Raw genomic sequence first — 18240 nt, forward strand, 5'->3', positions numbered from 1 at the left:
TGGTATCATTTTTGCATTGATAATAATCGACTACATAAGGATCAATTAAACATGAGGTGAATCATGGTGTCTAATATAAATATCAATAGAAGAAAACTATTAACGTTTTCAAGTGCAGCAATAGCGGGATTGTCTATTAATCAATTTTTATCTAAAGCTTATGCACAACAAGTACAAAACACGATTTCATATACACTACCAATGATTGATAAGGTAGTTATGCCCGATGCAAACAATCCAGTCAGGCTTAATTTTAATGAAAATGCTCTTGGTATGTCACCTAATGCCAAACAAGCGGCAATCAACGCTGTTCCTAAAGCTAATCGCTATGCTAAAGCAGAAATACCATTACTTAATATAAGATTAGCTAAACACCATAATGTCAATGAATCTCAAATCTTATTAACAGATGGTTCATCAGAAGGGATTCGTAGTGCTATTGCCGCCTATGTAAAGCCTGATACGCAATTGGTCATACCAGAACTTACGTATAGTGATGGAGAACACTTCGCTAAAATTTTTAATTTGCATATCAGCAAAGTACCAAGTTTACCGGATTGGCAAATCGATTTAAGAGGCTTACAAAAAGCTGTGGAGAATTATAAAGGCTCATCGATTGTTTATTTAGTTAATCCTAATAATCCGACTTCGACTGTTTTAGCAACTGATGCCATAGAATCATGGATAAAAAACAAGCCTAAAAATACTATTTTTATTGTTGATGAGGCTTATGCTGAGTTTGTTAACGATCCAGCCTACAAATCAGTCGATCATCTCATTGCAGAAGGTTGTGAAAATATCATATTACTCAAAACTTTTTCAAAAATTCATGCTATGGCAGGTTTACGTGTAGGTTATGCTGTTAGTTCCGTCGAAAATATTAAACATATTACCCAATATGTGGCTGGTGAAAAACTTAACTACTGTGGTGTTTGTGCAGCATTAGCCTCAATGGATGATCAGACATTTTTAACTTATTCAAAAAAAGCTGTTGATGTTTCTCGTCAGATCATGGAAAACGTCTTATCCGATCTAGGTTTGTATTACTTAAAATCTGAAACCAATTTTATGTTCCATAAAAGTCCGATTGATTTAAAAGCATATCGGGACTTAATGAAAAGTAACTTTATTTTGATTGGAAGAGATTTTGAACCGGCTAAGCAATGGTGTCGTATTTCACTCGGAACACCTGGAGAAATGCTATATGTAGCGAATATTATGCGGGGATTGAAAGAAAAAGGTAAAATTTAACTCTTAATTGATTTTAAGAAATAGTGTTGTTAACAAAAATCAAGCTCTCTAAATTAAATAATCTTTAGAGAGCCTATCATTATCAATACATTGAATAAAATAAGGCAAGCAGCTTTCTATTTAACTGCCAATTACTCGACGAGTCATCCAGTAACGTTTTTTCCAGTAATCATCATTCAGATTTGAATAAGTAACGCCTTTTGATGTTGAAGCATGTAAAAATTTACCATCCGCATAATAGATACCAACATGTAAACCACTACGACTGCGGCCTGTTTTGAAAAAGACTAAATCACCCGCTTGAGGTTTAGTCACTTTATAACCCAATTGAGCCTGCTCAGCCGCGCTTCTTGGTACTTTTTTAGAAAGTTTATTTTTGAAAAAATTAACAACTAAACCTGAACAATCACTACCATCTAAAGTCGTACCACCATAACGGTATGGAGTGTTATGCCATTTTTTATAATGGGAATCAATTTTGGCTAACATTACCGCATTTTTTTTAGCTGCTTTTGCTGATGTAGGTCCAGAACTGGTATTCACAGTAGCTGTCGTACTACTGCTGCAACCGAATAACATAAACATAGAAAGCAGTAATGTGATAAAAAAACGTTTTTTTACACTAAAAAAGGTGTTCGGCAACATTTTCAATTGTCGATTGTCTTTTTTTGTCATTTCTTTTTGTTCCTTTATTTAACGTCGACCAATGCGAATAACGCCTTGCTACTTTCAAACTTTTAGGTAAAATCCCTTTTTTCCATTCTTTAGTCTCTAGTTTAGACAATTTAATAGGGCAAGTGTTCGCATGGCTGCGATGATTTAAACTCTCTTTTAGACTAACAAGTCGTAACGAAAGATAACAAATAATAATATCATCAACACTTAATTTATTATAACCAGAAAGCTGATAACGCATTCTGGAGCCATAATGCTTAGCTGTTTGCACTAAACTACCTAAAGCACCACCAATTAGCGTTGCAGAACCAAGCGTAATGCCACCAGTAACGAAATCAATACTTGCACCAATTGTAGCACCTGACACAAAACCTTTCGTCAAATGCATGCCCATTGTTGTTAGGGCATCTATATTAAATAGATCGGCATTATAACGACCTTTTAACAAAGGTAAACTCTCTTCACTTTCTAAAGCAGAGTTAAACTGATAAAGTTTTAACAGATCATTGATTGCCAACTGTTCTCGCGCTCTTACTTGATTTTGCATATCAACAATAGCTTGTTTATCATCAGATTTGGTCATTTTGTAGAAAGCAGTTACATCAACTAAAGCTTCAGCAATTATCAAATTAGCTTTTTTATTGCGAGTTTCATGCATTTGCGTAATTTTATTCAGCCATTGATCTAAAATCCATTTTGCTGGCTCAATTAGCAAAGATAAACTTTTATACAATCGCTCTTCGCCATCAATTGGCGGTACGATTGCATCGAACTTTATGATAGCATGAATACCAAGTCGAGAAAGTAATTTTTTCCATTTATTTTCATTCTGTTGTCCACTGGCGGTAAAATTTAACACCGCTAATATCGGTTTAGCACCACTGGCTAATATTGCTAATTCATCATGATATTTATCTAAAATTGGCTCACGCACATCGATTACATAAATTGCTGCATCACTTTTTAATAATTGTCTGATTACTTTAGCTTCTTGATCAAAGGTATTTTCAGCTTCTGGACTCTGCAAAAAAAACGTTAATTTATCTATACCATCAATTTTATTATTCGCTGGTGTTAATTGATGAATGTAATCATACAGTGCCAAACTATCTTCTAAACCAGGTGTGTCATAAAAGATAATAGTGTTTTGATTATCTACAGGCAAGGTAATTGCTTCGACATGTCTTGTTGTGCCAGGTTTATCGGATACATCACCAAAGTTACTATTACGAATTAAAGTGCGTAATAAGGATGTTTTCCCTACATTTGCATGCCCAACCACAGCTAATTTTAATGTCGTTAACATGTTAATATTCCTCATCTAACCACGCTGGTAAAGCTGTTTGTAACGATAACGCTTGCCAATTATAAAATTGTTTACCGTGATTTATAAACCAGATGCGACTTTGTTGCGATTTATTTATCAGTTGATTGATTAAATTTAACATTCCTCTATCAGGTGTCCTATCGGTATCAATAGCTATCAATAACTTCTTTGCTGGAGATAATTGTAAATAGTCAAGAATTTTACGACGTTGCTCACGCGTATTTAAAAAACCTAAAAAAGTCACCGAAATGGGTGGATTCCACTCATCTAGCACATCAATGGCTACCAAGAAAGCACCATCCCCTTCTTTCGCGAAATTTGGCGTTACGTGTTTAAATTTTACGTTATCTTTCTTATCTTCATCTTCGACATGAAACTTGATAGGTTGTAAATCATCAGCTAATAATTGAAAATCGGGATGTTGAATATTGAATTTAATTTGTCGACAACTTATTAACCAATTAAAACCACAAATTATCATACATAAAAATCGAATTGCTAAACCATAAACAATGAAAACACCGAGCAACCAAATCGCCCAAGCAGAACGTATTTCTCCTGCATTTTGAGCATGTTCACTTAATTTAATCACATCATCATCAGGAATGATAAAACCGATTTTAGAGGGTAACCAACCTAAATAATGAGTCAGGTTGATAATCGTATCAAAACTAAGTAAGGTTGTTTTCCATTCGAAGCTATAATGTTTTGTTGAAAACAAGGCAATAAGTACAATTAACGTACTGCTTAATATTACGGTCCAAAATAGATTGAGTACAAATCCAATTAGCCAACGGATACGTCCTCCAAATAACTCAACAAAAGCTGGAATCAGTTGTTGAACGGTTTTTTTTTGAGAGAACTTTTTTGCTAACCCTAACCACCAATAAATTAAAAAACTACCAGTAAAATTACTAAATAAAAAAGATGAAGCTAACCAAACAAAAAACGTTATTAAGTGAAGACCTAGTAAACTAAAAAGCGCCCAATACAAATTTATTGGATTTTGACTAAGAGTACTAAAAGCCAACGATGCACCACAAATGATAGATAGAAAAACAAATATGAAAAATGAAAGGTTAATTGCTCTTAATAGATTTTTTTGTGCTGCATATAAACCATTTTGTTTTGATAGCATGACCGCACGCATAACGATACGATTAATCAGTGACGTTTGAGTCACTCTTACTTGTCGATTGATATCTTGATCAGCAAATCGCCCAGATTCTTTTTCAATTAAATGAATAGTCTGAGCAATCCACAACGATTTTAACTCTTCTCGCATTATAGTTAATTTTCACAATTAAATTAATGAAATATAAAACAAACGCAAGATAAGCCGCGTTTATAAATAGCGTGAATTATTGGGTGATTTCACCTATTTTAGTTAATAAAGTTTGGATACGTTGCTGCCAAACTTGCTGATCTTGTTTGAGTTTTTCATTTTCTTCGCGTAATGCTTTCATTTCGTCTGAACTGTCATTGATCAACTGTTCCAATTCTTGATTACCTTGTTTTAAAGTAGCAATTTCTTTTTGCAATGTTGTAATAGTATTAACCGTATGCTGAATTTTATTTTCTAACTGATTTAATATTTCTAATGTCATATTTTTCCTCAAGCTCATATTATTTATGTATAATACTTATCATTATAACGAATTCATTCTAAAATCAACACCTTTTTAAAACTTAAGTTGGAGAAAATTATGCGAAAACCTCTCGTTATGGGTAACTGGAAACTCAATGGTAGTATTGATATGGCTAAAAATTTAGTTGAAGGTTTAAGAAAAGAGCTATCGACAGAAGCAGCATGTGATATTGCTATTGCCCCACCAGTCGTTTATCTAGACTTTGTAAAACATCAACTAGGCGGTTCTAATATTATTTTAGGTGCTCAAGATGTAGATATTAACCTTTCTGGTGCTTACACTGGTGAAGTTTCAGCGGCAATGTTAAAAGATGTGGGTGTAACTCATGTAATTATCGGTCATTCAGAACGTCGTACTTACCATAAAGAATCAGATGAGTTTATTGCCAAAAAATTTGGTATCTTAAAAGAATCTGGTTTAGTACCTGTACTTTGCATCGGTGAAACAGAAGCCGAAAATGAAGCCGGTCAAACTCAATCGGTATGTGCGCGTCAAATTGATGCTGTTATAAATACGTTAGGTGTTGAAGCATTTAACGGAGCAGTGATTGCTTATGAACCAGTTTGGGCTATTGGTACCGGCAAATCTGCTACACCAGCCCAAGCTCAAGCTGTTCACAAATTCCTCCGTGATCATATCGCAAAACACGATGCAAAAGTTGCTGAACAAGTCATTATTCAATATGGTGGTTCAGTTAATGATAAAAATGCAGCTGAGTTATTTACACAACCTGATATTGATGGGGCTTTAGTCGGAGGTGCATCACTTAAAGCAGATGCTTTTGCAGCGATTGTACGAGCGGCAGAACAGGCTAAAAAATAAATTATCGACGCCTGAAAAGGCGTCTTTTTAAGACAAAATTATAATTCATGTAGTAACAAAAAATAACTATTTTGCTTGAATGCTATAACGTGAAGGCCAAATTGTTTCAACAGAAACTTGTAAATATTCAGCAATAATTCGTTCATACTTAGGGCAATGTCGATATAATGCATTTCTCAAAGTATCAGCTTGTAAGCCACTTGATCTTGATAGCGCTCTTAAGTTTCCACCTCTAATTTTAATTTCACCTACAACTCTTGATGGTGACCAATCTTGATCTTGTTCGCTCATTATGAGATCCTCTTCAGGTTAATTCTTTGCTATTGTAATGATTATCGGCATTACAATGATGGTAAAGTGTTACCGCAAAAAGAATAACACATAAAAAAACGAAACAAAACTATAAAAACGAAAAAATTTATAAAATGGAATAAAAAATGAATGAAAACAATTTTAAAACGCTAAATGAGCACGAAAAAACGAGCATTTTAACGAAAACGGGCGTAATTAACTTTAAAAATAGATTAACTTTATTATTAGAAGGACTATCCGGTAACGCTTTTGCCAAAAAAGTTGGCATGTCAGAAGCTGTAATTCGTGATTATTTATCAGGCAAAACCTATCCATCTTTAAATCGATTAGCAATCATTGCACAAAAATGTGATGTACCCATTGAGTGGTTAGCGACAGGAAAAGGAGAATGTCGTTTACTTACCAATTCTATAGGTACAGAATTAATTCGTATTCCTTTTCATGATCTAACTAAAAATGTTAATCCATTATCACGAATTGAATCCATTCCTTTTGAAATAAATTTGATAAAAAATCAAGGTTGTAAAAGTGAAGATTTAACTGCAGTTTGGGCTAAAGGTGACAGTATGGATCCGACTATATCCAACCATGATATTTTGATCATCAATAAAGCATATTGCAAACCAATAGATGGTTATCTTTACGCGGTACAATATGATGATCAAATTTGTGTAAAGCGAATTCAAAATCAAGGAACTAACTTAGCATTATTATGTGATAATTCTAAGTATCCAACAATATTGGTTGATAAAAACTCACCACAAAATTTTGAAATTATTGGGCATGTTATCTATTTATTAAAGGATTTTTAATAAAAGCCTTCAGATGATATCTTAATAACTCTGTCGTTAAATCATTCGACAGAGTTATTAAACAAATATTAATGCTTTTTTTCTTTTCTCATCAACTTTAAAATCAGTTACAAAAAATATGAAAAAGTTTAAGGCTAACCCTATGTTTTAGTGAAAAACACTCATGTTCAAACATACTGCCATGGGTATAACTTTATGCTTTTTTAGTGAGGTATGATAAAATTATCGTAATTCTTAAGCCTATTATTTTGTTATTATGTCAAAGATAAATACATCTAAAAAAGTTGTTGTCGGCATGTCCGGCGGCGTTGACTCATCTGTTTCAGCTTATTTATTACAGCAACAAGGTTACCATGTTGTTGGCTTGTTTATGAAAAATTGGGAAGAAGATGATACCGAAGAGTATTGTTCTGCGTCCGTCGATTTAGCCGATGCTCAAGCTGTTTGTGATAAATTGAATATCAAATTACACACTATTAACTTTGCAGCTGAATATTGGGATAATGTATTTGAACATTTTTTATCTGAATATAAAGCAGGCAGAACACCAAATCCTGATATTTTATGTAATAAAGAAATTAAATTTAAAGCCTTTCTTGAATATGCTGCAGAAGATCTCGGCGCAGATTACATTGCAACCGGTCATTATGTGCGCAAACGAGAAAGTAATGGTAAAGTTGAATTATTACGTGGTGTCGATAACAATAAAGACCAAAGTTATTTTCTTTACACACTTAGTGAAGCCCAAATTAAGCAAAGCCTATTTCCAGTGGGTGAGCTGGAAAAGCCAAAAGTACGAGAAATTGCCCAACAATTGGGTTTGGCGACGGCAGCTAAAAAAGATTCAACGGGTATCTGTTTTATTGGAGAACGAAAATTTAGCGACTTTTTAGCGCGCTATCTACCGGCAAAAGCAGGCGCAATTCGCACTGTCGATGGTGAAATAATTGGTAAACACCAAGGGCTTATGTATCATACATTAGGGCAGCGTAAAGGCTTAGGCATCGGTGGTTTAAAGCAAGCTGATGATACTCCTTGGTATGTAGTAGATAAAGATTTACACAATAATGAATTAATTGTTGCACAAGGACACGACCATCCTGCTTTATTTTCTGATGGATTAATTGCTAGCCAATTGCATTGGGTTGATCGTCAAGTTATCAGCAAACCATTTACATGTACCGTAAAAACACGTTATCGCCAACAAGATATCGCTTGCCAGGTTACTCCTTTATCCGAAAATAAAATTGAAGTGATATTCACCCATCCTGTTGCTGCGATAACACCAGGACAATCAGCCGTCTTTTATCAAGGAGAAGTATGTCTTGGTGGTGGCATCATTGAAGAGCGAATTATAGGCAGAAAGGAGTCATAGAATGGACAGCAAATATCATCATATTGCAATTGCTCTTGCCGGCATTGCGCAAAGTGCAATATTAATTCCGCAATTAGCAAATTCAGGAATTTGTAATACAACATTATATGAACGCTCGATCAGAAGTGTATTTATAACCTCACCAAAAACAACATTAGAGGTTTATGGTGACATTAGTAACATTAAAATTGGGTTACAAACACTTATTGAGCTACTTTCATCTGGACAAAAAGAACAGATGGAGATAATGCGTTATATTTTTAGTTCCTTAAATATTACCAATAAATTGCTTAAAAAGCATGATTCATTAAGTAAGATATCTCAAAGATTAACACACATTACTAGTCTTTATCCCGATTTGAATGATGAAATAATTGGTAGTAGTATTGAAGATTTATCCTATTCATTGGCTGGAATCTATTCTGATATTGTAAGCCCTATTTCCACCAAAATACAGATAACAGGTAAAGCCAAATTTTTACAAAATGCTTTTGTTCAGGCTAAAGTGAGAACGGCACTTTTAGGTTGTATTCGATCGGCCATTTTATGGTATCAAGTCGGTGGAAGCCGTTTACAATTTTTGTTTCATCGCAAACGTATTTGTGATGCAGCACAGCAATTATTACAAACAATGAATACAGCTTATTAACGTATATCTTATATTTGATATTTCAAAATAGTCACGGAGTTAAACCGATGGAATTATCCGCACTTACTGCTCTTTCGCCTATTGATGGCCGTTATGGAGAGAAAATAACACAATTACGTACCATTTTTAGCGAATATGGTTTATTAAAATATCGCGTTCAAGTTGAAGTCCGTTGGTTACAAAAATTAGCATCTCAAGAAAATATTCCTGAAGTCCCAGCATTAAGCCAATTAGCGATTGAACACCTTAATCAAATTATTGAAAACTTTAATGAGCAAGATGCATTGCGAATTAAAGAAATTGAAAGAATCACCAATCACGATGTGAAAGCGGTTGAATATTTTTTAAAAGAAAAAGTCAGCAGTAACGAAGAACTACATGCTATCAATGAGTTTATCCATTTTGCCTGTACATCCGAAGATATTAACAATTTATCCTATGCTCTGATGCTAAATATAGCCAAAGAAACGGTTTTAGTACCATATTGGCAACAACTTATTGATAAAATTATTTCGCAAGCAAAGGAGTATCGAGATTTACCATTACTTTCCAGAACGCATGGGCAACCAGCGACACCATCAACAATTGGTAAAGAGTTTGCCAATGTGGCTTATCGACTGCAACGTCAATTAAAACAACTCCAATCTGTTGAGGTATTAGGTAAAATCAATGGTGCAACAGGGAATTACAATGCACATATGGTTGCTTATCCACAAGTGGACTGGCATAAACTGAGTGAAGAATTTGTTTGTTCATTGGGATTAAAATGGAATCCTTATACTACTCAAATTGAACCGCATGATTATATTGCTGAATTTTTCGATTGTGTTGCCCGCTTTAATACCATTATGATTGACTTCGACCGTGATGTATGGGGTTATATTTCATTAAATCATTTTAAACAGAAAACCATTGCAGGTGAAATTGGCTCATCAACCATGCCACATAAAGTCAATCCAATAGATTTTGAAAATTCTGAAGGCAACTTAGGCATTGCTAACGCGATCATGAACCATTTAGGCAGTAAATTACCTATTTCTCGTTGGCAACGTGATCTCACCGACTCAACCGTGTTACGTAATTTAGGTGTTGGTATTGGTTATGCCGTTATTGCTTATCAATCAACGTTAAAAGGATTAAACAAACTTGAAGTTAATCAAACCTATTTGCTTGAAGAACTGAATCGTAATTGGGAAGTGTTAGCCGAACCAATACAAACTGTTATGCGCCGTTATGGAATTGAACAACCATACGAAAAATTAAAAGAATTAACTCGTGGCAAACGTGTAGATGCTCAAGGAATGCAACAATTTATTGAATCATTAGATTTACCAGAACACGAAAAAACACGTTTAAAACAGTTAACACCTGCTAATTATATTGGCTTCGCTGCCAGTTTTGTCGATAAACTATAATATCTGCTGAACAGCAGTTGAAACAGCTTCGCTAAGGATTGATGATCACAAATCATCCTTAGCCCTATAAAAATAACCGAGTTAACCCAACAAAAAGCACTATTTGTCGAATTAGGAAAATGAATTGAAGATTCGTATTGCAACACGAAAAAGCCCATTAGCATTATGGCAAGCTAATTTTGTTAAACAAAATCTATTACTAGCGCATAAGAACTTAACGGTTGAACTTATACCAATGGTGACTCAAGGTGATATTATACTTGATAGTCCATTATCAAAAATTGGTGGTAAAGGTCTTTTTGTTAAGCAGTTAGAACAGGCAATATTAAATAACGAAGCAGATATTGCGGTTCATTCAATTAAAGACATTCCTGCTCAATTCCCGGATGGTTTAATGCTAGCAACAATTTGCCAAAGAGATGATGTACGAGATGCATTTGTCGCTAATCGATACTCAAGTCTAAATGAGTTACCTGCTGGTGCGATTATTGGTACTTCAAGTTTACGGCGTCAGTGTCAATTGCGAAATCATTATCCCCATTTAATCATTAAAGATCTTCGTGGTAATGTAGGCACACGTCTAAAAAAATTGGATGATGAACAATATGATGCCTTAATTCTAGCGTCCGTCGGATTAAAACGTCTATCTTTAGAACACAGAATTACTCAATACATAGATACCAACATAGTTTTGCCCGCTGTTGGTCAAGGTGCTATTGGTATTGAGAGTCGAGCTGACGACAAACAAACATTGGACATTATTTCTGTTCTTGACGATAAAAGGAGTCGAGCCTGTATCCAAGCTGAAAGAGCAATGAATAATGCCCTACAAGGTGGATGCCAAGTTCCCATTGCCGGTTATTGTCAACTGAAAGATGATGATGAATTAGTCTTACAGGGTCTGGTTGGTCGAGTTAACGGTTCGAAAATAATTAAACATCAACTCATAGGTTCTATAAACGAAGCTGAATCATTAGGTGAAAAACTTGCTAAATGGTTATTAAATAAAGGTGCAAGTTCAATTTTAACGGAATTATTGGGCGCATGATTTTTGTAACCAGACCATCACCAGAGGGTGAAAAATTGACTGAGTTGTTTAATCAAGCCGGTCTATATGCACAACATTTACCTTTTTTTAAAATTTCACAAGGTCGTGACATTCTTAAATTACAGTATCAGTTAAACCAGCTATTACCCAATGATATAGTGATAGTGGTTTCACCCCAAGTAACTCATGCCATTAATCATAATGTTACTAAATTGATCTTGCCAGCGGGCATTCGTTATTTTGCAATAGGCAAAAAATCAGCACAATTATTTATGCAATTTGCTCAAGTTGACGTTTTTTATCCTGATAGAGAAGACAGTGAAGGATTATTAACGTTACTTCAAAATCATCCTGTAAATCAACGTACAGTTCTAATCTTATGTGGTAATTCTGGTCGAAAATTATTGGAACAAACTTTAATGCGTCGCCAAGCCAAAGTAAAATTAATTGAATGCTATACTCGAATTCCCATGAGTTATCGAAAAGATGTTTTATCAAAGCACATCTCAAAACAACTTATTATCATTACCAGTCTAGAACACCTAAATCAACTGGAATCCTATAGTAGTAATGTACACAAAACGGTGAGTCATTTAATCGTAACCAGCCAAAGAATTTTTACAAAAGCTAGAGAGTTACAATGGCGCAATGTTTTATTAATAAAAAGTGCCGACAATCAAACCATCTTTAATGCAGTAAAACAAAACTTCTCTTTCCCTTTGTAATAAAATCAACCGATTATTAAAACACTCATGCTTAAATAATGAGCGCATTTTTTTATCTTATGGTGTTTTAATATGTAAATTTTTAATTTATTAAAAGTAATAAAAAAGCTGGGCTAAAAAAAGTTATTATGCAAGTTTGATAATTCAAACAGCAAATTTTATTTAAAACTAAGATAACTCTATGTCATAATATTATTAATTATATCAACGCTAAATGAGATCAGTTATGCCATTACGATATTATGGTGCCAATGCCACACTTTCAACGATTAGCACCTCCTCATTTAGTCATTCATCCACGATCACTACTTTAGATAAAGCGAACAAAACTATGAAAGAAGATAATAAAACATCAATAACCGCCCAATCTAGTCCAACAGTTGAAAAAAAAGTCACATCATCTAATGTCAATAAAGCACCTGTATCAAAACTGTCTCTGTTAGCAATAGCATTAGCCATTGGTCTTGGAGGTTTTGTTTTTTATCATGGTCATAAACAAGTTGAAAACCAAAAAAAGACTATTGCTCATTTGCAAACAGAACTGAATAATTTAAAACAAACTACCAAAGATAGTATTATTCATGACATCCAAAATAATATTATTGAAGCAGTGAATAAACAGAATCAAAAAATCAAAACATTTGAACAGAGTGTTGAAGATCAATTGAATGAACAACAAAAATCACAACAACAGTTATCAAATAAAATCAATGATGTATCAAAAATCAGTGAGCAAAACATACATAATATAAATGAGCGTTTAACGTCCATGTCAGCCACAAACTATAGTGTATGGCTAATTTCACAAGCTAATTATTTAGTGCATTTGGCTGGCAGAAAAATCTGGAATGAACACGATTACGCAACCGCTCGGTTATTATTAAAAAATGCAGATGTAAGTCTAGCACAAGCAAATGATCCAAGTTTAATACCAGCAAGACAAGCGATTAATGAAGACATTAATTCACTCTCTAAGGTAAGTCTTATTGATTATGATGGCATTATCATGCAGTTAGTTGGGCTTTCAGAGTCATTGAATAAATTACCCTTAGTAGGAAATTATAAGCAAATAAATTTAGGCATGACACAACATGATGGCGCAGTTACCCCAACCCAAACAGCACCGTCCGATACCGATATAACCCGTGCGCAAAACATAAATTCAGAATCTGATCTTGATAAGCAAGGTATTACTTCATCCATTTCAGATTGGTCAAGTAATTTTCTTACCAGTACAAAAGCCTTTCTGGCTAAATTTTTTACCATTGAAAAAATGGATGAAAAAGACAATAACTTTAAAACCTGTTTATCTAAAGCAGGTTTAGATGAAAAACAAATGCTGAGATGCCAAATTTTAAAAGATCCATTGAGTTTAGAACAATCACTTTATCTACGTGAAAACATTCGTTTTCGACTTTTAATTGCTGCTCAAGCAGTACCTCGACATCAAGAGTTAATTTATCAAAGGGCGCTAAGTGATGCTGCACTTTGGGTGAATGCTTATTTTGATGATAAAGCACCAAGTGTTAAAACTTTTTTAGATGACCTTAACACGCTATTAAACCAATCAATTAGCGACCAATCTGTACCTAATCAATTAGAAAGTACAAATGAGTTAGAAAAATTGATGCGAACTCGTGTTCATTCAATGTTGGCAAAATAGGAGAATAATGATGCTTAAAATATTAATTATTTTCTTAGTGCTAGTGGGTGGATTTTTTCTGGGTCCATTATTACAAGGTCATCAAGGATCAGCCATTTTTGAAGTTGCCAATTATAAGATCAGTATGTCGTTTAATTCCTTCATGATATTAGAATTACTGGGGCTACTTTGTTTATACGTCGTCTATTGGTTTTTTAAAAAAGTCTTTAATTCTAAAACAATGTTAGGTAATTGGTTACGCTCAAAATCGCCTAAAAAATCGGCCAAACGGCTCGAACAAGCTCAAATTTCACTGCTTGAAGGTGATTATAAGCAAGCAAGTAAATTTTTTATGAAAAGTGCTAAAGCCTCAACCAATACAGCGTTATCGTTCTTACTTGCTGCACAGACTCAAATTGACAACGACGAATTGATTCCTGCGAATCAATCTCTAGAACAAGCGGCCAAACGTTGTCAGCCTAATGAATTATTAGCTTATCAATTAGTAAAAACACGTTTACAAATTAAAAACCGTGAATACAGTGCAGCAAAAGCAACAATTGAAAAGTTATTGAATGAGAAACCACGTAATGCGGAAGTATTAAGGCTTGCTGATCAAATCTATTATAATACACAAGATTATCAAGCAATAATTGATCTTATGCCAGCTATGTATAAAGCAGAGGCGTTTAGTGAATCGCGATTAGAACAATTCAAACAAGTTGCCTATGTAAGTCGTATCAAGCAACTATCAACCGATAGTGATCCATTAGCATTAATAAAATGGTGGAATTCACAACCTAAGGCAATTGTTAATAACGTTACTTACAAAAGAGCGATGGTAAATTATCTAAATCAATTAGGTCAAACGGTTGAGGCAGATAAAATTCTTGGATCAATTGCCAAATTAGAACCAAAAGAAAGAACATAAAAATACAGGGCTCTTGCCCTGCTTCTTTCTATCTGAAACAATCATCTTTAAACCAAAAAATACCGAATAGCCGCCATAGAGCACATGCCAACAATTACAATCCACATTAAATTTTTAGTCAAAATAGCAATAAAAATAGTTGGAATAGCTGCTAAACAATACTCAACATTAAGTTCTGGAAACTCGTCCTGTTTTGCAATAAAAAGATTTTGAACAAAAAGAGCCGTTAGTATGCACAAAGGTATATAAGATAAAAACTGGATAACAATTTCGGGCAATTGTATTTTGCGTACCAGTATAAATGGAATAACTCTAAGTAACCAAGTAACCAGACCACACCCTAAAATAATCAATAAGCTATATGTAGTCATGCTTTACGCTCCATTGTAATGCCCATAAAACAACCAGCAAAAGTGCTAATCAGAATTGCCATTTCAGAGGATACAAATCGTAATAACAGAATCAATAAAACGCCAACGGTTAACATCGCAATAAGTCGATTTCTCAAACTTTTGGTTTTATCACTGATTAACTGTAAATACAAAAGTCCGATGAACATTGCAACTAAAGCATAATCTAAACCAAACTTTGTAGGATCGGGCAACCACTCACCAATTAAGGCGCCAATAAAGCAAGATAAAATCCAAGTAATATAAGCAGTTAAATTCAGTCCATGCATCCATGCAGCATCAATAGGTTTTTTGTTAGCGATTGCGTTCATTGCCACAGCAAAGCTTTCATCTGTTAATAGGCTACCAATTCCAATATTGTTGATTAATGAGGACTTTCGGAAAGTCGGTGCGGTCGCCATACTCATTAAAAAATGGCGAGCATTGACTAAAAACACTGTAAAAATAATAGCTGAAATAGGTGTAGCAACTAACATCAATCCGGAAATAATAAATTGTGCTGCCCCTGCATAAATAATCACGGCCAATAAAGTGATTTCTAATACAGATAAATGTGCTGATTTGCCAACAACGCCAGCCGCAATACCAATACCAATGTAACCTAACAAAGTTGGGATACAAGCGTAAACGCCCTCTTTAAAAGTTAATGACATGTTCTTTCCTTAAGAATATAACGATACAACAGATAATAATTATAATTTTTGTAAAAAAAATTCAGGTTAAGCATACATTTCAGTATATTTTTAAATAATATACTAACTTAGCATAAACTTATATCAACTAAACAACCCTCATAATAATATGAGACAAACTAACGTTAAATTTTGCTATAATATCGCCAAACAGGTTTTTATGGCAATACACTAACTTAATATTAATTAAAGTGGCAATCAAAGATATGTATACTGGAACGCTATTTATTATTTCAGCGCCAAGTGGTGCTGGTAAATCAAGTTTAATTCGAGCTTATTTAGAACAAAAGGATCATCATCCTGCTAAAGTTTCAATTTCTCATACCACGCGGAATCCAAGACCTGGTGAATTACATGGTAAACATTACTATTTTGTTGATCATAAACATTTTGAGTCATTAATTGATGAGCAAGCTTTTGTAGAGTACGCTCATGTTTTTGAAAACTATTATGGTACGTCTAAAGCTGAGATTGAAAAGAGCTTATCGCAAGGCATTAATGTTTTTTTGGATATTGATTGGCAAGGTGCTCAGCAAGTAAGAAAAAAAATGCCACAAGCAAAAAGCATATTTATTTTACCACCATCACTCAAAGAGCTTGAAAATCGCTTGACTAAACGAGGTCAAGATGATGCGACTGTTATTAATAAAAGAATGCAAAAAGCTCAATCTGAAATTTCTCATTATAATGAATATGATTACATTATCATCAATGAAGATTTTGAATGTTCTTTGAATGCTTTAAATTCTATTATTAACGCAGCCAGTTTAGAACAAAAAAAGCAAGCCTTAATAAATCAACAATTACTCAAAGAATTGCTTACTAAATAACTTATTATTAATCCTAAATAAATAAAAATAATTGAGTATTTGCATAAATGGATTAAAAAGTTGCAGTTCAATACCAATAGCAAATCTACAAAGCTTAGTTTATGCAATAAATGAATGAATCGCCGATATGATTCGGCGATTTAATGAATAACTTAATTAGTTACCCAATGCTTTATCAGCTTGATCATTTTGGATCAATTCAATTTTATAGCCATCAGGATCTTCAATAAAAGCGATAACAGTTTTACCCCCTTTAACTGGCCCTGCTTCACGCGTAACTTTGCCACCTGCTTGTATCACATCATTGCACATTTTAGCTACATCATCCACACCAATGGCAATATGCCCAAAAGCGTCTCCATGATTATACTGTTCTGTACCCCAATTGTAGGTAAGTTCAATAACCGAACTGGATGTTTCATCACCATAACCCACAAATGCAAGTGAATATTGATATTCTGTATTTTCACTGGTTCTTAATAATTTCATTCCCATCACTCGAGTATAAAAATCGATGGCACGTTGTAAATCTCCAACTCGAATCATAGTATGTAATATACGCATTGCTGATTGTTCCTTTTAACAGTTAATGACACGAACTGATTTTATCTTTTAGCGGTTATGCAGGCAATTTTTTTATATTAAGATTAACGTCAGAATTGGTATTGAAAATAGGAAGATTTTCTAGAAGTAATCAATTATTCACTTGAAATGATGAATATGAAAGTTTTATAAATGAGACTTAAATTTCAACTTTCGCTCACCAATCAAGTAAGCGAAAGTTAATGGTTTTATAATTCTTATTTGTTATAAGCACGACCATAGCGTGGTGATGCACTTATTTGTTTACCATTTGTTACTAAACGTACATGTTGACCTGCGTAAAATTCATTAGCAGAACCTTTTTGTACAATGACAATATTACCGCCGTTTTCTCGCTCAATTTCCAATTCGACAGCATTTGTTTGACTAGTTTTATCTTCAATTGCACTGCCAAGGACCGCACCACCAATAGCACCAGTGGCAATGGCTAAAGCTCTACCTGTTCCATTACCAATGGTATTACCTAACACACCGCCAATCACAGCGCCACCTAGTGAGCCTACAACGTTTTCATTTTTACCATTTGAAGCATTGGTTTGAATTTTTACTGGACGGACCGATACGACAGTACCGTAACTAACTTGTTGAACTTGTTTTGCTTGATCAGTCGTATAAACATCACCCGAATATATATCACTGTTGCTACAACCAGATAGCAGGGTAACTAATAGAGCTGCTGTGACAATTTTTTTCATAATTTATTCCTCATATATATTGAGCATGAGCAAGCTCATACTATTTTAATCTTAATATTCTTTGACAAAAACGACAATATACTTTTCATTATTTTATCAATTGATAATACTATTTATTATCAAGTTGGGGTATACTCAGCTCAATAGTTTATCTACCATACAATTAGTATATGAAACGGTTATTTTTTCATTTAATATTATCAGTTATGATATCCGCCTGTCATAATATAAACTAAGAACTACAGACAACCGAAAAGCAATAACCTAATCAATAAATGATGGTTGCTTGTCTGATAAAGTAAACAACAATTTACATTAACCCGACAACATTGCAACGCAAGTGTGTCCAGTAAATTAATTTAATAGGCATAACTAAC

The 18240-nt window shown here is 33.9% G+C and carries 20 protein-coding genes; 11 read left to right on the forward strand and 9 right to left on the reverse strand.

Features of this window, described 5'->3' with window-relative positions; translation table 11 throughout:
* Positions 1-63 precede the first annotated feature (63 nt).
* Positions 64-1251: a pyridoxal phosphate-dependent aminotransferase gene (locus J4T76_RS00810; RefSeq protein ID WP_416380585.1), complete on the forward strand. Its 1188-nt coding sequence runs from the start codon at positions 64-66 to the stop codon at positions 1249-1251.
* Between the two features lie 120 nt (positions 1252-1371).
* Here J4T76_RS00810 and J4T76_RS00815 read toward each other — a convergent pair whose 3' ends face one another.
* The 4 genes from J4T76_RS00815 to zapB form a co-directional block, all read right to left on the reverse strand.
* Positions 1372-1926, reverse strand: coding sequence for a C40 family peptidase (locus J4T76_RS00815; RefSeq protein WP_267341497.1), 555 nt, complete (start codon positions 1924-1926; stop codon positions 1372-1374).
* Positions 1874-3232 carry a DUF3482 domain-containing protein gene (locus J4T76_RS00820; RefSeq protein WP_267356099.1) on the reverse strand — a complete coding sequence of 453 codons (1359 nt, stop codon included), beginning with the start codon at positions 3230-3232 and terminating at the stop codon, positions 1874-1876. The genes J4T76_RS00815 and J4T76_RS00820 overlap by 53 nt, the downstream gene beginning before the upstream one ends.
* Position 3233: 1 nt before the next feature.
* Complete coding sequence (locus J4T76_RS00825; RefSeq protein ID WP_267356097.1) at positions 3234-4538, reverse strand: DUF2868 domain-containing protein; 1305 nt, start codon at positions 4536-4538, stop codon at positions 3234-3236.
* 76 nt (positions 4539-4614) lie between these two features.
* Positions 4615-4860 (reverse strand): cell division protein ZapB, encoded by a 246-nt coding sequence (gene zapB / locus J4T76_RS00830; RefSeq protein WP_267341502.1) that lies wholly within the window; start codon positions 4858-4860, stop codon positions 4615-4617.
* A gap of 99 nt (positions 4861-4959) precedes the next feature.
* Here zapB and tpiA point away from each other — a divergent pair, with 99 nt between their 5' ends.
* Complete coding sequence (gene tpiA / locus J4T76_RS00835) at positions 4960-5724, forward strand: triose-phosphate isomerase (RefSeq protein ID WP_267341503.1); 765 nt, start codon at positions 4960-4962, stop codon at positions 5722-5724.
* 66 nt (positions 5725-5790) lie between these two features.
* Here tpiA and J4T76_RS00840 read toward each other — a convergent pair whose 3' ends face one another.
* Positions 5791-6015, reverse strand: a complete 225-nt coding sequence (locus J4T76_RS00840) for a helix-turn-helix domain-containing protein (RefSeq protein WP_038517432.1) — start codon at positions 6013-6015, stop codon at positions 5791-5793.
* A 146-nt stretch (positions 6016-6161) separates the two neighbouring features.
* Here J4T76_RS00840 and J4T76_RS00845 point away from each other — a divergent pair, with 146 nt between their 5' ends.
* The 8 genes from J4T76_RS00845 to J4T76_RS00880 all read left to right on the forward strand — a co-directional run bounded on the left by J4T76_RS00845 (position 6162) and on the right by J4T76_RS00880 (position 14633).
* Positions 6162-6848 (forward strand): LexA family transcriptional regulator, encoded by a 687-nt coding sequence (locus J4T76_RS00845; protein ID WP_267341507.1) that lies wholly within the window; start codon positions 6162-6164, stop codon positions 6846-6848.
* Positions 6849-7104: 256 nt separating this feature from the next.
* Positions 7105-8223, forward strand: coding sequence for a tRNA 2-thiouridine(34) synthase MnmA (mnmA, locus tag J4T76_RS00850; protein WP_267341508.1), 1119 nt, complete (start codon positions 7105-7107; stop codon positions 8221-8223).
* A 1-nt stretch (position 8224) separates the two neighbouring features.
* Positions 8225-8872: a high frequency lysogenization protein HflD gene (gene hflD / locus J4T76_RS00855; protein ID WP_267356095.1), complete on the forward strand. Its 648-nt coding sequence runs from the start codon at positions 8225-8227 to the stop codon at positions 8870-8872.
* A gap of 47 nt (positions 8873-8919) precedes the next feature.
* A complete protein-coding gene (purB, locus tag J4T76_RS00860; RefSeq protein WP_267346042.1) occupies positions 8920-10287 on the forward strand; it encodes an adenylosuccinate lyase in 1368 nt (455 codons plus the stop codon).
* Between the two features lie 124 nt (positions 10288-10411).
* Positions 10412-11335: a hydroxymethylbilane synthase gene (gene hemC / locus J4T76_RS00865; RefSeq protein WP_267341512.1), complete on the forward strand. Its 924-nt coding sequence runs from the start codon at positions 10412-10414 to the stop codon at positions 11333-11335.
* Positions 11332-12060, forward strand: a complete 729-nt coding sequence (locus J4T76_RS00870; protein WP_267356094.1) for a uroporphyrinogen-III synthase — start codon at positions 11332-11334, stop codon at positions 12058-12060. Before hemC ends, J4T76_RS00870 begins: the two co-directional genes overlap by 4 nt.
* A gap of 226 nt (positions 12061-12286) precedes the next feature.
* A complete protein-coding gene (locus tag J4T76_RS00875) occupies positions 12287-13723 on the forward strand; it encodes a uroporphyrinogen-III C-methyltransferase (protein WP_267341515.1) in 1437 nt (478 codons plus the stop codon).
* A gap of 10 nt (positions 13724-13733) precedes the next feature.
* Positions 13734-14633 carry a heme biosynthesis HemY N-terminal domain-containing protein gene (locus tag J4T76_RS00880; RefSeq protein WP_267356092.1) on the forward strand — a complete coding sequence of 300 codons (900 nt, stop codon included), beginning with the start codon at positions 13734-13736 and terminating at the stop codon, positions 14631-14633.
* 47 nt (positions 14634-14680) lie between these two features.
* On the opposite strand, the gene J4T76_RS00885 is transcribed toward J4T76_RS00880, so the two are convergent.
* Both J4T76_RS00885 and J4T76_RS00890 read right to left on the reverse strand, forming a co-directional pair.
* Positions 14681-15004: an AzlD domain-containing protein gene (locus J4T76_RS00885; protein ID WP_267341517.1), complete on the reverse strand. Its 324-nt coding sequence runs from the start codon at positions 15002-15004 to the stop codon at positions 14681-14683.
* Positions 15001-15696, reverse strand: coding sequence for an AzlC family ABC transporter permease (locus J4T76_RS00890; RefSeq protein WP_267341519.1), 696 nt, complete (start codon positions 15694-15696; stop codon positions 15001-15003). The genes J4T76_RS00885 and J4T76_RS00890 overlap by 4 nt, the downstream gene beginning before the upstream one ends.
* 245 nt (positions 15697-15941) lie before the next feature.
* Between J4T76_RS00890 and gmk the strand changes: the two genes are divergently transcribed.
* Positions 15942-16565: a guanylate kinase gene (gene gmk, locus J4T76_RS00895; RefSeq protein ID WP_267341520.1), complete on the forward strand. Its 624-nt coding sequence runs from the start codon at positions 15942-15944 to the stop codon at positions 16563-16565.
* Between the two features lie 156 nt (positions 16566-16721).
* Here gmk and gloA read toward each other — a convergent pair whose 3' ends face one another.
* Together gloA and J4T76_RS00905 are read right to left on the reverse strand one after the other, a co-directional pair.
* Positions 16722-17129, reverse strand: coding sequence for a lactoylglutathione lyase (gene gloA, locus J4T76_RS00900; protein WP_267341521.1), 408 nt, complete (start codon positions 17127-17129; stop codon positions 16722-16724).
* A gap of 236 nt (positions 17130-17365) precedes the next feature.
* Positions 17366-17866, reverse strand: coding sequence for a glycine zipper 2TM domain-containing protein (locus tag J4T76_RS00905; protein ID WP_267341554.1), 501 nt, complete (start codon positions 17864-17866; stop codon positions 17366-17368).
* Positions 17867-18240: the final 374 nt, after the last annotated feature.

Source organism: Gilliamella sp. B3022, assembly GCF_028751545.1.
Lineage (GTDB): Bacteria > Pseudomonadota > Gammaproteobacteria > Enterobacterales > Orbaceae > Gilliamella.

Bases quoted from the DNA above. Each gene is read 5' to 3' on its own strand.
- J4T76_RS00810 (WP_416380585.1), top strand. From the start codon at position 64: ATGGTGTCTAATATAAATATCAATAGAAGAAAACTATTAACGTTTTCA.
- J4T76_RS00815 (WP_267341497.1), bottom strand. From the start codon at position 1,926: ATGACAAAAAAAGACAATCGACAATTGAAAATGTTGCCGAACACCTTT.
- J4T76_RS00820 (WP_267356099.1), bottom strand. From the start codon at position 3,232: ATGTTAACGACATTAAAATTAGCTGTGGTTGGGCATGCAAATGTAGGG.
- J4T76_RS00825 (WP_267356097.1), bottom strand. From the start codon at position 4,538: ATGCGAGAAGAGTTAAAATCGTTGTGGATTGCTCAGACTATTCATTTA.
- zapB (WP_267341502.1), bottom strand. From the start codon at position 4,860: ATGACATTAGAAATATTAAATCAGTTAGAAAATAAAATTCAGCATACG.
- tpiA (WP_267341503.1), top strand. From the start codon at position 4,960: ATGCGAAAACCTCTCGTTATGGGTAACTGGAAACTCAATGGTAGTATT.
- J4T76_RS00840 (WP_038517432.1), bottom strand. From the start codon at position 6,015: ATGAGCGAACAAGATCAAGATTGGTCACCATCAAGAGTTGTAGGTGAA.
- J4T76_RS00845 (WP_267341507.1), top strand. From the start codon at position 6,162: ATGAATGAAAACAATTTTAAAACGCTAAATGAGCACGAAAAAACGAGC.
- mnmA (WP_267341508.1), top strand. From the start codon at position 7,105: ATGTCAAAGATAAATACATCTAAAAAAGTTGTTGTCGGCATGTCCGGC.
- hflD (WP_267356095.1), top strand. From the start codon at position 8,225: ATGGACAGCAAATATCATCATATTGCAATTGCTCTTGCCGGCATTGCG.
- purB (WP_267346042.1), top strand. From the start codon at position 8,920: ATGGAATTATCCGCACTTACTGCTCTTTCGCCTATTGATGGCCGTTAT.
- J4T76_RS00870 (WP_267356094.1), top strand. From the start codon at position 11,332: ATGATTTTTGTAACCAGACCATCACCAGAGGGTGAAAAATTGACTGAG.
- J4T76_RS00875 (WP_267341515.1), top strand. From the start codon at position 12,287: ATGCCATTACGATATTATGGTGCCAATGCCACACTTTCAACGATTAGC.
- J4T76_RS00880 (WP_267356092.1), top strand. From the start codon at position 13,734: ATGCTTAAAATATTAATTATTTTCTTAGTGCTAGTGGGTGGATTTTTT.
- J4T76_RS00885 (WP_267341517.1), bottom strand. From the start codon at position 15,004: ATGACTACATATAGCTTATTGATTATTTTAGGGTGTGGTCTGGTTACT.
- J4T76_RS00890 (WP_267341519.1), bottom strand. From the start codon at position 15,696: ATGTCATTAACTTTTAAAGAGGGCGTTTACGCTTGTATCCCAACTTTG.
- gmk (WP_267341520.1), top strand. From the start codon at position 15,942: ATGTATACTGGAACGCTATTTATTATTTCAGCGCCAAGTGGTGCTGGT.
- gloA (WP_267341521.1), bottom strand. From the start codon at position 17,129: ATGCGTATATTACATACTATGATTCGAGTTGGAGATTTACAACGTGCC.